Raw genomic sequence first — 13382 nt, 5'->3', positions numbered from 1 at the left:
GACGAAATTCAAAAATCGTCAGACGTAAACCATCATGACCCCAGTCGCCGCACAAACTCCCGACGCAGCCGATATGGCAACCCGCATTCTGGATGCGGCCGAAGGCCAGTTCCGGCATTATGGCTATGGCAAGACGACCGTGGCCGATGTCGCCAAAGCCATGGGAATGTCGCCCGCCAACATCTACCGGTTTTTCAGCTCCAAAAGCGAACTGCTGGAAGGGGTTTGCGCCCGTCTCCTGCAACAAAGTCTGGCGATCGCGGAATCAATTGCCGCGCTTCCCATGAGCGCGGAAGAGCGGCTTCGTCGTTACTCGATGACGCATTTCGAATTCACCGTGGCCACCATGCTCGATCAGAGCAAGGTGCATGAAATGGTTGTTGTCGCCATTGAACAGAACTGGGGCGTTATCGATCAGCATATCGATCAGCTTCAGGCCGTGCTGACCGACATCATCGCCGAGGGCATGGCAAATGGCGAATTCGCCAAGGGGGATCCCGCCCACGCCGCCCGCTGTTTCGGTGCCGCGACCTCGCCGCTCCATCATCCGCAATTGGTCGCCCAGTGCATCGGCAAGAACAATCGGGCCACGCCCGAGGACTTGACCGAATTTGCCCTCAGAGCCCTCAAAGTCTGACACCCCGGTCGGGGAGGAGTCACCATGTCCGCACGCGTCCGCATTCCGCTTGTTGCCCTGTCTCTTATTGCTGCAATGGGGCTGACCGCCTGCACCGAGAGCGAGGCGGATATTGTCCAGGAGCCAATCCTCCGCCCTGTGAAGGTGATGGAGGTCGAAACACCTTCAAGCGCACGGGAGTTGCGCTATTCCGGCACGGTGAAGGCACGCAGCGAAGCTGCCGCCGGCTTCCGTGTGTCCGGCAAGATCATCGAGCGACTGGTGGATGTCGGCGATCATGTGTCGCCTGGCGATGTGCTGGCCCGCCTTGATGTCACCGATTATCAGCTTCAGTTGCGCAGCGCAGAGGCGAGCCTCGCAGCCGCCGAGCGCCAGCTGGAGACCGCCGAATTCGCCCTCAAGCGGGCCGATGCTCTCTATCGCCAGCAGGTGACGACCAAAGCGCAACTTGAACAGGCGCAACTGAGCTATAACCAGGCGCTCGCAACACGGGACAGCCAGCGCTCCTCGCTGGAACAGGCGCGCAATCAGGTCGCCTATGGCGAACTGAAAGCCGACAAGCCGGGGATCGTGACCGCAATCAGCGCCGATGCAGGCCAGGTTGTGGCCGCCGGCAGCCCCGTCGTGACGGTGGCGGCCGACGGCGAAAAGGAAGCGCTGATCGCTGTTCCCGAGCATGAGATTTTTGCATTCGAGCCGGGCAAGGCTGTCGATGTCAGCTTCTGGTCCAAGGATGGCTTGACCCTGTCGGGCACCGTCCGGGAGGTGGCCGGCAGCGCCGATGCAACGTCGCGGACCTTCGCCGTCCGGATCGCGCTGCCTGACAATCCGGATATTCTGCTGGGGATGACGGCCCGGGTAACCGCACTTGCGCCGTCGAGCAAGAACCTCTTCGAACTGCCTTTGTCGGCCCTGACCGAGGACGCCGCCAAGCAGCCGACGGTCTGGACCGTAGACCGCACCGATGCAACGGTACATGCGCGGCCGGTCACCATCGATACCTTCTCCGATACCGGTGTGCAGGTCTCATCAGGCTTGAAACCCGGCGATCTCGTGGTCGTGGCGGGCACGCAATTCATGGCGGAAGACATGAAAGTCAAGCTCGCAGACCATGACCTCTCCAGAGCGGCCGAGGCTGGATCCGGCGCCGCCCCGGCCGACGCTGCCACCCGCTGAGCCCTCGCGACCTTACCTTCGGGACATCATCATCATGAGCAATACACCTGTCGATACGGGCTCGTTCAACTTGTCCCGATGGGCCATCGGGCATCCCAGCATCGCCCGATTTCTCTTCGGCCTTATCCTGCTGACTGGCCTCTTCGGTCTGATGCGCATGGGCCAGAAAGAGGATCCGGATTTCACGTTCCGCGTCATGGTGGTGCAGGCCTTTTGGCCTGGCGCTTCGCTCAGCGATATGCAGGACCAGGTGGTCAACAAGATCGAGCGCAAGCTGCAGGAAACGCCCTATCTGGACTGGGTCAAGTCCTATACCCGCCCTGGATCGGCGATCATCACGCTGCAGGTCAAGGGAAACACGGATGCGGAAGATGTTGCGGAAGCCTTCTATCAGGTCCGCAAGAAGGTCGGCGATATCGAGAACGAATTGCCTGACGGTCTCCTCGGCCCCTACTTCAACGACGAGTTTGGCGACACCTACATCACGCTCTACGCGCTGACCGGGGATGGATACAGCTATCCCGAGTTGAAGCAATATGCGATCCAGGCGCGCGACGTGCTGCTCTCGACCGAGGGCGTCGAAAAAGCCGTCATCCTCGGCGATCAGCCCCAGAAGATCTTTATTGAGGTCTCGTCCAAGGCTTTGGCGGAGCGCGGTCTGACCTTTGCCGATTTGCAGAATGCACTGGCAGGACAGAATGCAATCGACGCCACTGGCAGCATCGACACCGGTTCTCGGTCCGTGCGGATCTCTGTTGACGGTGGTTTCTCTCACGCAGAAGACATCCGCGAACTGCGCCTGAAGGCCGGCAATCAGGTGACACGCCTGGGGGATATCGCCACGGTGACAGAGGGGCTCGAGGACCCCTACCAGCGCAAATTCCGTTTCAACGGCAAGGATTCCGTCCAGGTCGGCGTAGTCATGGCCAAGGGTTTCAAGGTGACGGATGTCGGTGAAGCGGTCGAGCAGACGCTTCAGCGCTTCGAAACGACGCTTCCCATCGGCCTTGAAGTGTCGCAGATATCCAATCAGCCCGAAGTGGTGCGCGAGGCGATCGGCGAATTCATGAAGGCGCTCGGAGAAGCCCTGCTGATCGTCCTCGTCGTCTCCTTCCTCTCCATAGGCTGGCGCTCCGGCCTCGTGATTGCCATCGCCATCCCACTGGTGCTCGCCGCAACCTTTGCCGTCATGTATGAGCTCGGTCTCGACCTCCAGCGCATCTCGCTCGGTGCGCTGATTATCGCGCTCGGACTGCTCGTGGATGACGCGATGATCGTCGTCGAGATGATGGAGCGAAAGCTGGAGGAGGGGCTCGACAAGCTGGATGCTGCGAGCTTTGCCTATACCTCGACAGCGTTTCCGATGCTGACCGGCACGCTGATTACCACCGCCGGCTTTATCCCGGTGGGCTTTGCGGAATCGACCGCCGGCGAATATGTCCGCTCGCTGTTTTACGTGGTCGGCATCTCGCTCGTCATCTCCTGGTTCGTCGCCGTCTACTTTACGCCCTGGCTCGGCTATATGATACTGAAGCAGAGGGCCCATGCCGGCGGCCATCACGACGCATTCGATACGGCGTTTTACCGCCGGCTTCGCACCGTCGTCGCTTGGGCCGTCAAGCATCGCATCGTCGTCATCGCCTCGACATTGATGATCTTTGCCATGAGCCTCTGGTCCTTTCAGTTCATTCCGAAGAACTTCTTCCCCCAGTCGTCCAGACCCGAAATCCTAGTCGATATGTGGCTGCCGGAGGGCACCTCGATCAAGGAAGTCGAGGCGGAGGCGAAACGCCTTGAGGAGAAACTGCTGACCGATCCGGATCAGCGATTTGTGGCAACTTATGTGGGCGAAGGTGCGCCTCGCTTTTTCCTGCCGCTCGACCAGCAGCTTCGCAATCCGAACTATGCCCAGTTGCTGGTCATGGCGAAGGACGAGGATGCGCGCGAACGCCTGATCACCAAACTACGTTTGACACTGGCCGAAGACTTCCCCTCTGTGCGTGGCAAGGTGGACCGGCTTTTTCTTGGGCCACCCACCGGCTGGGCCGTGCAGATGCGCGTGAGCGGACCTGAGCGCGATGAGGTCCGCCGGATTGCCGACCAGGTGAAGGCCCGCTTCCATCAGAACCCTGTGCTTCAGGCAGTCCATGATGACTGGCTCGAACCTGTCACCGCGATGAAACTGGTGGTCGACCAGGATCGCGCCCGTGCACTTGGCGTCTCTTCGCAGCGTTTGCGCCAGATGTTGCAGGCAACGATGAGTGGGGCGCCGCTCGCCGATGTGCGCGCCGGAGAAGAAACGATCTCGATCGTTGCCCGCGAGCCGGAAGATAGCCGCCGTCTGCTGACGGCCGTGAATTCGATTTATGTGCCGACAGATCTTGGAGCTTTTATCCCCCTGTCGCAGATCGCCAAGGTCGAGCCGACCCTGGAGCAGGGGATCGAATGGCGCCGCAACCGGTTGCCGACTGTGACGGTGCGCGCGACCGTGCCTGATGGCATACAATCGAATGACGTGGCGCTGAATATGTTTGAGGATATGCGGTCGCTGCGCGACAGCCTGCCTGCCGGCTATTCGATCGAAATTCAGGGCGGTGCCGAAGACAGTGCCGAAAGCCAGAACTCGATTGCCGCCAAAGCGCCCATCATGTTGCTGGTTATCGTCGTGCTGCTGATGATCCAGTTGCAGCATTTCGGCAAGGCCATGCTGGTGCTGGCCACGGGACCGCTTGGTATCATTGGTGCCGCCGCCGCTCTACTGATCTCTGGGGCGCCCTTTGGATTCGTCGCCATCCTTGGCGTCATTGCGCTGCTGGGGATCATCATCCGCAACTCGATTATCCTCATCGACCAGATCGACCAGGACATCGCGTCCGGCATGGACCGGCTGGAAGCCATCATTGGGTCCGCCGTCCGTCGTTTCCGCCCGATCGTCCTGACCGCATTGACGGCAGTTCTTGCCCTCATTCCGATCTCACGCGGCATTTTCTGGGGGCCACTCGCTTACGCGATGATGGGTGGCATCCTGGTGGCCACGGTCCTGACCATCCTGGTTCTGCCTGCGGCTTATGCCTTGTTCTTCGGTCGCTCTCCCCGCAAAGCGTGACCGAAAAAAGGAGGAGGAGGGGTGTCCCCAAGCCTCTCCTCCTTCTTGCATCAGGCTGTGCTCGTACGCGACGAGCCGCGCTGACCGTCGTTTCCCCAGGCAAATACGCATCTAATTTTTTGACCGGTTGATAAATATTTCCGATGCTGCTACGCACACCGGCGAGCAGCGCGTCGCTTTCCTTTTTGCGACGCAGTCCGTCCGGAAACGCTGAATCCTCGACTTAATATGAAATTGCTAATATTTTATACGCTGATTTTGCAGTTGCAAAATCTGGCAAAATTTTAGTTGCTTGAATCAGGATATGGCGAAAAGCAGACCAATTCTGTGACGAAATTGAGCCGAATCTCTCTTTACAACAATTTCGAAGGCGATAAGACACTGCAGCAGTGATCGGGCGGACCATCTTTGCTGCTTGTCAAATTACGACGTGCAAGCCTCTGCAAGCCGCCGATTGCCGGAAGACCGGTTGACCCCGACCTTCACACAACACGGGCGCGATCCACGCGCCGCGGGACCAAAAGAACCGGCGAAGGTATTCGTCCTTCGCCTTTGGGAGACTGCTCATGAAAACCAAGTTTGCACTTGCTGCCGCAGCGCTTGCAGCGGCGACCTTCCTGTCGGGCGCCGCCAGCGCCAAGACCTTCGTTTACTGCTCGGAAGGTTCGCCCGAGGGCTTCGACCCCGGCATGTACACCGCCGGCACCACCTTCGATGCCTCCGCCCATCCGGTCTACAGCCGTCTGATGGAATTCAAGCCGGGCACGACGGAAGCCGAGGCCGGTCTCGCCGAGAGCTACGAAGTCAACGCCGAAGGCACCGAATACACCTTCAAGCTCCGCCCGGGCGTCAAGTTCCACACCACCGAATTCTTCACTCCGTCGCGTGACCTCAACGCTGACGACGTGATCTTCTCGCTGGAGCGCCAGCTGAAAGCCGATCATCCCTGGAACCAGTATGTTGCAGGCACGTCCTGGGAATATGCTGCAGGCATGGGCTTCCCGGAACTTATCAAGTCGATCGAGAAGGTCGATGACCTCACCGTCAAGTTCGTCCTGAACCGTCCGGAAGCGCCGTTCATCGCCAACCTCGCGATGCCCTTTGCCTCGATCGTTTCGAAGGAATATGCCGACAAGCTCGAAGCCGAAGGCAAGAAGGAACAGCTGAACCAGATGCCGGTCGGCACCGGTCCGTTCTCCTTCGTCGGTTACCAGCAGGACGCCGTCATCCGCTACAAGAAGAACGCCGACTACTGGGGTGGCGCACCGAAGATCGACGATCTGGTCTTCGCCATCACCACGGATGCCGCCGTTCGCTATCAGAAGCTCAAGGCTGGCGAATGCCACCTGATGCCGTTCCCGAACGCTGCCGACGTGGAATCCATGAAGTCCGATCCGGCTCTGACCGTGATGGAGCAGGAAGGCCTGAACGTCGCATATCTCGCCTACAACACGACCCAGGCTCCGTTCGACAAGCCTGAAGTCCGCAAGGCGCTGAACAAGGCGATCAACAAGGAAGCCATCGTTGACGCCGTCTTCCAGGGCATGGCAACGCCGGCCAAGAACCCGATCCCGCCGACCATGTGGTCCTACAACCAGGCCACCCAGGACGACGCCTACGACCTCGACGCTGCCAAGAAGGAACTCGAAGCAGCCGGCGTCAAGGATCTCTCCATGAAGATCTGGGCCATGCCGGTTTCGCGTCCCTACATGCTGAACGCACGTCGCGCCGCTGAAATCATGCAGGACGATTTCGCCAAGATCGGCGTCACCGTCGAGATCGTGTCGTATGAATGGGCCGAATACCTCGACCGTTCGAAGGCCAAGGATCGTGACGGCGCCGTCATGCTCGGCTGGACCGGTGACAACGGCGATCCGGACAACTTCCTCGACACGCTGCTCGGCTGCGATGCTGTTGGTGGCAACAACCGTGCGCAGTGGTGCAATGAGGAGTTCAACGCGCTGGTGAAGAAGGCCAAGGTCACCTCCGACCAGGCCGAGCGCACCAAGCTCTACGAAGAAGCCCAGCTGGTCTTCAAGCGCGAAGCGCCGTGGGCGACGATCGACCACTCGCTCTCGGTTGTTCCGATGCGCAAGGAAGTCTCCGGCTTCGTCCAGAGCCCGCTGGGTGACTTCACCTTCGAAAACGTCGACATCGCCGAGTAATCGGAACCGTCACTCTTCCGCCGCGGGCTGATGCCCGCGGCGTTTGTCGTTGATGCGCAAATCTCGCGTCTCATGCCCGAGGGCTCCACTGAAGTGGTTCGGGCAAACGTCAGCCGGCCATGGGGCCGCGGTTCGACCTTCAAAAGACAACAACAGGTCTCACTCATGTTTGGCTTTCTTCTGCGACGGCTCGCCGTCTTGATCCCGACCTTCATCGGTGTCTCGATCATTGCCTTCGCCTTCATCCGGCTTCTTCCCGGCGATCCGGTCGCGCTGCTCTCCGGCGAGCGTGTCATGTCACCCGAGCGCCATGCCCAGATCAGTGCCCAGCTTGGCCTCGACCGTCCGATCGTCACACAGTATTTCGATTATCTCGGTGGTGTGCTGACGGGAGATTTCGGCACATCGATCGTGTCGAAGAGCCCGATCATCGACCAGTTCTTCGCGCTCTTCCCCGCAACGGTCGAGCTCTCGCTCTGCGCTATCCTGATTGCGATCGCGCTCGGCGTACCCGCCGGCATCGTCGCGGCCATCAAGCGCGGCTCCTTCTTCGACCAGACCATGATGGGCATCGCCCTTGTCGGCTATTCCATGCCGATCTTCTGGTGGGGCCTGCTGCTGATCATTCTCTTCTCGGGTATCCTGCAATGGACCCCTGTCTCCGGCCGCATCTCGCTGATGTTCTTCTTCCCGCCGGTCACCGGCTTCATGCTGATTGACAGCCTCTTGTCGGGACAGAAGGGCGCCTTCGCGTCTGCCGTCAGCCACCTGATCCTGCCGTCGATCGTGCTGGCGACCATTCCGCTCGCAGTCATCGCTCGGCAAACACGCTCTGCCATGCTCGAGGTGCTGTCGGAAGATTACATCCGCACCGCCCGCGCCAAGGGCCTGTCACCGCTGCGCGTCGTCGGCCTGCATGCGCTTCGCAATGCGATGATCCCGGTGATCACCACGATCGGCCTGCAGATCGGCGTCATGCTTGCTGGCGCCATCCTCACCGAAACGATCTTCTCCTGGCCGGGCATCGGCAAGTGGATGGTCGACAGCGTGTTCCGCCGTGACTACCCGGTCATCCAGGGAGGCCTCCTCCTGATTGCCGGCATCATCATGGTCGTGAACCTCATCGTCGACCTGCTCTACGGCCTGATCAACCCGCGCATCCGCCACTAGAAGGATAAAATCTGATGGCAGAGACAATCAACAGCCAGCCGGTGTCGAGCGCGCAGATGCGCCGCCAGATGCTCGCCGAGTTCTGGTTCTACTTCTCCGAAAACCGCGGCGCCGTGATCGGCCTCGTCGTCTTCCTGGCGCTCGTCTTCGTCGCGGTCTTCGCCGGCGTCATCGCCCCGCATTCGCCGTTCGAACAGTATCGCGATGCGGTGCTGCTTCCGCCGGCATGGCTGGAAGGCGGCAACTGGAGCTATCCGCTCGGCACCGATCCCGTCGGACGCGATATCCTTTCACGACTTATCTACGGCTCGCAGTATTCGCTCTTCATCGGCGTCTTCGTGACGACGCTGTCGCTGACCACGGGCATCATCATCGGCGTCATCGCCGGCTATTACGGCGGCTGGCTCGATACGGCGATCATGCGCCTGATGGACATCATCCTGGCCTTCCCGTCGCTGCTCCTGGCGCTTGTCCTCGTCGCGATCCTCGGGCCTGGCCTGACCAACGGCATGATCGCGATCGCACTGGTTCTCCAGCCGCACTTCGTCCGTCTGACGCGTGCTGCTGTCATGACTGAGAAGACACGCGACTACGTAACGGCCGCCCGTCTCGCCGGTGCAAGCCCGCTGCGCCTGATGTTCAAGACCATCCTGCCGAACTGCATGGCGCCGCTGATCGTCCAGGCAACGCTCTCCTTCTCTAATGCCATCCTCGATGCAGCCGCCCTCGGCTTCCTCGGCATGGGCGCCCAGCCGCCGGCTCCCGAATGGGGGACGATGCTCGCCGAAGCACGCGAGTTCATCCTGCGGGCCTGGTGGGTCGTCACCTTCCCGGGTCTGGCGATCCTGATCACCGTTCTCGCCATCAATCTGATGGGTGACGGCCTTCGCGATGCGCTCGATCCCAAGCTGAAGAGGTCCTGATCATGGCACTTCTCGATATTCAGAACCTGACCGTCCAGTTCGAGACGGCAACCGGCTGGTTCAAGGCCGTCGACGGCGTGTCCCTGTCGGTCGAGCCGGGCGAAGTGCTTGCCATTGTCGGCGAAAGCGGCTCCGGCAAGTCCGTCGCCATGCTCGCCGTCATGGGCCTTCTGCCCTGGACGGCTAGGATCACCGCCGACAAGATGGAGTTCCAGGGCCGCGACATCCAGAAGATCTCTGCTGCCGAGCGCCGCAAGCTGATCGGCAAGGATGTCGCCATGATCTTCCAGGAACCGGTCGCGAGCCTCAACCCCTGCTTCACCGTCGGTTTCCAGATCGAGGAAGTCCTGCGCCTGCATATGGGCCTCAGCAGACAGGACTGCCGCGCGCGCGCCATTGAGCTCTTCAAGCTGGTTGGCCTGCCGGACCCCGCCGAGCGGCTGAACCATTTCCCGCATCAGATGTCGGGTGGTCAGTGCCAGCGCGTGATGATCGCGATTGCGATCGCCTGCAATCCGAAGCTCCTGATCGCCGACGAGCCGACCACGGCCCTCGACGTGACGATCCAGAAGCAGATCCTCGATCTCCTGATGAAGCTCCAGGCCGAAACAGGCATGGGCCTCATCATGATCACCCACGACATGGGCGTGGTGGCCGAGACCGCCGACCGCGTCATCGTCCAGTACAAGGGCCGGAAGATGGAAGAAGCCGACGTGCTCTCGCTCTTCGAAAACCCGAAGAACCCCTATACCCGCGCGCTGCTTTCCGCACTTCCGGAAAACGCCACAGGCGACCGTCTGACCACGGTCTCCGACTTCCTGGCCGCCGCTGAAACAGGAGGTGTCGCATGACCGAAGCGACGCAAACCCCGATGCTCGAGATCCGCGACATCAAGCGCGACTACCGCGTGCCGCAGGGCCTGTTCAAGCAGGACAAGATCGTCCATGCGGTGAAGGGCGTCTCCTTCAAGCTCGACAAGGGCAAGACGCTCGCCATCGTCGGCGAAAGCGGCTGCGGCAAGTCCACCCTTGCCCGCATCCTGACTTTCATCGATGAGCCGACGGCAGGCGAACTGCTGATCGACGGCCAGAAGGTCGATACCCGTCCTGGTCACCTGACCGCCGATATGCGCCAGAAGGTGCAGATCGTCTTCCAGAACCCCTATGGCTCGCTGAACCCGCGCCAGAAGATCGGCGACGTGCTCGGCGAACCGCTGCTCATCAACACCAAGATGAGCGCCGCCGAACGCCGCGAGCGCGCCACCGAGATGCTGGTCAAGGTCGGCCTCGGCCCGGAGCACTACAACCGCTACCCGCATATGTTCTCCGGCGGTCAGCGCCAGCGTATCGCGATTGCCCGTGCGCTGATGCTCAATCCGAAGCTGCTGGTGCTCGACGAGCCCGTCTCGGCACTCGACCTCTCGGTCCAGGCTCAAGTGCTGAACCTGCTCGCCGACCTGCAGGAAGAGTTCGGCCTGACTTACGTTTTCATCAGCCATGACCTGTCGGTCGTGCGCTACATCGCCGATGAGGTGATGGTGATGTATTACGGCGAGGCGGTCGAATACGGCGCGCGGGATGCGGTCTTCTCCGATCCGCAACACGAATATACCCGCACGCTGTTTGCCGCGACCCCGCGCGCCGATGTCGAGTCCATCCGCGCCCGTATGGCGCGGCGCAGCAAGGTCGCCGCTGCGGGATGATTGAACGTCTCAGCAAAGCTTCGAGGAGGGCGCCCAACGGCGCCCTTTTTCATTTCGGCAGATAGCCGTGCGAAATCTTCGGACTGTCGAACACCATGGTCGAACGGATCGTCTTGATCTCGGCGAGCCGATCGAACTCCTGCCAGATCAGCCGCTTGTAGTCGGCCATGTCTTTTACCGAGATCTTCAAGAGGAAGTCGAAATCACCGGCAACGGCATGGATCTCGACGACCTCGTCGAGCTTGCCGACATGCTCGATGAAGCGCTCGCCGACCTGCGGCGTGGTGCGGTCGAGCGTGATCTCCACATAGGCCTGCAGGCCAAGCCCGACGCTCGGTGCATCAATGACAACCCTCTGCTTGATAATCCCGCTCGCATAGAGCCGGGCAAGCCGCCGCGACAGGGGGGCGGCCGTCAGGCCGACGCGTTCTGAAAGCTCGGTATTGCTAAGAGCCGCGTCCTGCAGCAGGCAGGCGATGATCTTGCGATCGATCTTGTCCAGGCTCGGGCTCGCGGCTTCCATTATCATTCTCTTCTGTAGTGTCTGGCGCAAATTCCTATCGTGAAATGATGATGTCGAGCAATACGTATCCAGTTCGCTAAGTTCATCCAACGAAATCCGCAGAGACTTTGCGCGGGAAACTTGGTATCTCTTCTCCAGCACAATCGCTCTTCGACGAAGGTTTCCGATGTTCGACAAGCTCGCCTCCCAGCCCAATGATCCGCTGCTTGCCCTGATCGGGCTCTACAACGCCGATGACCGTGCGGATAAGATCGACCTGGGCGTAGGGGTCTACCGTGATGATGCAGGCCGCACCCCGGTCATGCGTTCGGTGAAAGCGGCTGAGAAGGAGCTGCTGGAGAAGCAGGACAGCAAGTCCTATGTCGCGCCGGAAGGCGACCGCGTCTTCCTCGATCTCCTCTGGGACCTCGTCGGCGGCAAGGGGCATGGCAAGTTTGCGGCAGGTGTGCAGACGCCCGGTGGTTCGGGCGCCCTTCGTCTCGCTTCGGACCTGATCGCGCGCGCCGGCAGTGGCCGTCTGCATCTCGGCCTGCCGAGCTGGCCCAACCACGCCGGAATCTTCGGCGCGACCGGCCTTAACGTGGAAACCTATCCCTATTTCGATGTCCCGACCCAGGACTTACGCTTTGCCAGCATGATGAAGGCGCTGAGCAGCGCTCCGCGTGGCGATACAGTTCTGATCCATGCCAGCTGCCACAATCCGACGGGTGCGGCTCTGACCACCGCGCAGTGGGAGGAACTGGCTGCCGTGATCGCCGAGCGCCGTCTCGTGCCGCTCATCGATTCTGCCTATCAGGGTTTCGGCGCCGGCATCGAGCAAGATGTGGCCGGTCTGCGCACGATCATCGCAGCAGCACCGGAATCTCTTGTGGCCGTGTCCTGCTCCAAGTCCTTCGGCATTTATCGCGAGCGCACCGGCGCGATCTTTGCGGTCGCGGAGACCCAGGAGGCGGCTGACATCGCCCGCTCGAACCTGGTCACCATGGCCCGCACCAGCTATTCCATGCCGCCGGACCATGGCGCGGCCGTTGTCCGCACGATCCTGTCCACCGACAGCCTGCGTCAGGACTGGATCAACGAGTTGAACAGCATGCGCGATCGCCTGAACGGCCTGCGCCGTGAACTGGCGGCAGCCCTCGGGGATGGCTGGCAGCTTGCGCCGCAGATCGCCGAACAGCAGGGCATGTTCTCTCTCCTGCCGCTGAAGGAAGCGGACGTCCTGTCGCTGCGCAAGTATCACGGCATCTATATGCCGACCTCCGGACGCATCAACATCGCGGGCCTGAAGAGCCAGGACATCCCGCGGGTTGCCAGCGTGCTGAAACCGCTTCTGGGCTGAACACCATGACCACCACGACCGTGAACCAGGCGGGTGCCGAGCGCCATCGCCTCTATGAAGACGTGCTTGCGATGATCTCGGGCACGATGTTCGTATCCCTCGGTACGCTGATCTACACGGAGACAATGCTGACGGTCGGGTCGAGTGCCGGTCTGGCCCTGCTCCTGTCCTATGTCAGCGGCTGGGGTTTTGGGGTGATCTTCTTCCTCGTCAACCTGCCCTTCTATATCCTGGCAGTGAAGCGCATGGGCTGGGCCTTTACGCTGCGCACCTTCACGGCAGTGGCGCTCGTCTCGATCCTGTCGAAGCTGAACGGACAGTGGATCGATTTCTCCTATCTCAACCCGCTCTATGCGACGGTCATCGGTGGCGGGTTGATCGGCACGGGCCTTCTGATGCTGTTCCGACACCGCACCGGTCTCGGCGGCATCAATATTCTCGCGATGTATCTGCAGGAGAAGACGGGTCTGCGCGCTGGCTATTTCCAGCTCGGCGTCGATCTCGCGATCCTTGCCGCCGCGTTTTTCGTGCTGCCCGCCGACCGTCTGGCACTCTCGGTCCTCGGCGCGGCGATCGCCAATCTGATCCTGGCGATCAACCACAAGCCCGGTCGTTATATGGGCCTCAGCTGAGCGCCCGGT

The 13382-nt window shown here is 60.9% G+C and carries 11 protein-coding genes; 10 read left to right on the top strand and 1 reads right to left on the bottom strand.

Going from position 1 to position 13382, the window contains the following annotated elements; all coding sequences use genetic code 11:
- The first annotated feature begins 34 nt into the window (after nucleotides 1-34).
- From AC1PUL_RS15380 to AC1PUL_RS15345, 8 genes are all read left to right on the top strand, one after another.
- Entirely contained in the window at nucleotides 35-637 is a 603-nt protein-coding gene (locus AC1PUL_RS15380) for a TetR/AcrR family transcriptional regulator (protein ID WP_480465013.1), read from the top strand.
- Nucleotides 638-661: 24 nt separating this feature from the next.
- Nucleotides 662-1813: an efflux RND transporter periplasmic adaptor subunit gene (locus AC1PUL_RS15375; RefSeq protein ID WP_480465012.1), complete on the top strand. Its 1152-nt coding sequence runs from the start codon at nucleotides 662-664 to the stop codon at nucleotides 1811-1813.
- 34 nt (nucleotides 1814-1847) lie between these two features.
- On the top strand, nucleotides 1848-4919 hold the full coding sequence (locus AC1PUL_RS15370) for an efflux RND transporter permease subunit (protein WP_480465011.1): 3072 nt from the start codon (nucleotides 1848-1850) through the stop codon (nucleotides 4917-4919).
- Between the two features lie 566 nt (nucleotides 4920-5485).
- Nucleotides 5486-7084 carry an ABC transporter substrate-binding protein gene (locus AC1PUL_RS15365; RefSeq protein WP_480465010.1) on the top strand — a complete coding sequence of 533 codons (1599 nt, stop codon included), beginning with the start codon at nucleotides 5486-5488 and terminating at the stop codon, nucleotides 7082-7084.
- A gap of 165 nt (nucleotides 7085-7249) precedes the next feature.
- The gene (locus tag AC1PUL_RS15360; protein WP_480465009.1) at nucleotides 7250-8254 is read left to right on the top strand and encodes an ABC transporter permease subunit; all 1005 of its coding nucleotides are present in this window, start codon (nucleotides 7250-7252) and stop codon (nucleotides 8252-8254) included.
- Between the two features lie 14 nt (nucleotides 8255-8268).
- On the top strand, nucleotides 8269-9177 hold the full coding sequence (locus AC1PUL_RS15355) for an ABC transporter permease subunit (RefSeq protein ID WP_480465008.1): 909 nt from the start codon (nucleotides 8269-8271) through the stop codon (nucleotides 9175-9177).
- A 2-nt stretch (nucleotides 9178-9179) separates the two neighbouring features.
- Nucleotides 9180-10028 (top strand): ABC transporter ATP-binding protein, encoded by an 849-nt coding sequence (locus AC1PUL_RS15350; protein ID WP_480465007.1) that lies wholly within the window; start codon nucleotides 9180-9182, stop codon nucleotides 10026-10028.
- Complete coding sequence (locus AC1PUL_RS15345; protein WP_480465006.1) at nucleotides 10025-10879, top strand: dipeptide ABC transporter ATP-binding protein; 855 nt, start codon at nucleotides 10025-10027, stop codon at nucleotides 10877-10879. Before AC1PUL_RS15350 ends, AC1PUL_RS15345 begins: the two co-directional genes overlap by 4 nt.
- Before the next feature lie 49 nt (nucleotides 10880-10928).
- Here AC1PUL_RS15345 and AC1PUL_RS15340 read toward each other — a convergent pair whose 3' ends face one another.
- Complete coding sequence (locus AC1PUL_RS15340; protein ID WP_480465005.1) at nucleotides 10929-11402, bottom strand: Lrp/AsnC family transcriptional regulator; 474 nt, start codon at nucleotides 11400-11402, stop codon at nucleotides 10929-10931.
- Between the two features lie 166 nt (nucleotides 11403-11568).
- On the opposite strand from AC1PUL_RS15340, the gene AC1PUL_RS15335 reads away from it, so the two are divergent.
- Complete coding sequence (locus AC1PUL_RS15335; protein WP_480465004.1) at nucleotides 11569-12741, top strand: amino acid aminotransferase; 1173 nt, start codon at nucleotides 11569-11571, stop codon at nucleotides 12739-12741.
- 5 nt (nucleotides 12742-12746) lie between these two features.
- A complete protein-coding gene (locus AC1PUL_RS15330) occupies nucleotides 12747-13373 on the top strand; it encodes a DUF6198 family protein (protein ID WP_480465003.1) in 627 nt (208 codons plus the stop codon).
- The last annotated feature ends 9 nt before the right edge of the window (nucleotides 13374-13382 follow it).

Source organism: Rhizobium sp. P43 (assembly GCF_056730705.1).
This window is presented reverse-complemented; position numbering and strand designations above follow the sequence as displayed.

Excerpts from the sequence above, each read along its gene's own strand:
- AC1PUL_RS15350 (WP_480465007.1), top strand. The coding sequence starts at position 9,180 with ATGGCACTTCTCGATATTCAGAACCTGACCGTCCAGTTCGAGACGGCA.
- AC1PUL_RS15335 (WP_480465004.1), top strand. The coding sequence starts at position 11,569 with ATGTTCGACAAGCTCGCCTCCCAGCCCAATGATCCGCTGCTTGCCCTG.
- AC1PUL_RS15330 (WP_480465003.1), top strand. The coding sequence starts at position 12,747 with ATGACCACCACGACCGTGAACCAGGCGGGTGCCGAGCGCCATCGCCTC.
- AC1PUL_RS15340 (WP_480465005.1), bottom strand. The coding sequence starts at position 11,402 with ATGGAAGCCGCGAGCCCGAGCCTGGACAAGATCGATCGCAAGATCATC.
- AC1PUL_RS15360 (WP_480465009.1), top strand. The coding sequence starts at position 7,250 with ATGTTTGGCTTTCTTCTGCGACGGCTCGCCGTCTTGATCCCGACCTTC.
- AC1PUL_RS15355 (WP_480465008.1), top strand. The coding sequence starts at position 8,269 with ATGGCAGAGACAATCAACAGCCAGCCGGTGTCGAGCGCGCAGATGCGC.
- AC1PUL_RS15370 (WP_480465011.1), top strand. The coding sequence starts at position 1,848 with ATGAGCAATACACCTGTCGATACGGGCTCGTTCAACTTGTCCCGATGG.
- AC1PUL_RS15380 (WP_480465013.1), top strand. The coding sequence starts at position 35 with ATGACCCCAGTCGCCGCACAAACTCCCGACGCAGCCGATATGGCAACC.
- AC1PUL_RS15375 (WP_480465012.1), top strand. The coding sequence starts at position 662 with ATGTCCGCACGCGTCCGCATTCCGCTTGTTGCCCTGTCTCTTATTGCT.
- AC1PUL_RS15345 (WP_480465006.1), top strand. The coding sequence starts at position 10,025 with ATGACCGAAGCGACGCAAACCCCGATGCTCGAGATCCGCGACATCAAG.
- AC1PUL_RS15365 (WP_480465010.1), top strand. The coding sequence starts at position 5,486 with ATGAAAACCAAGTTTGCACTTGCTGCCGCAGCGCTTGCAGCGGCGACC.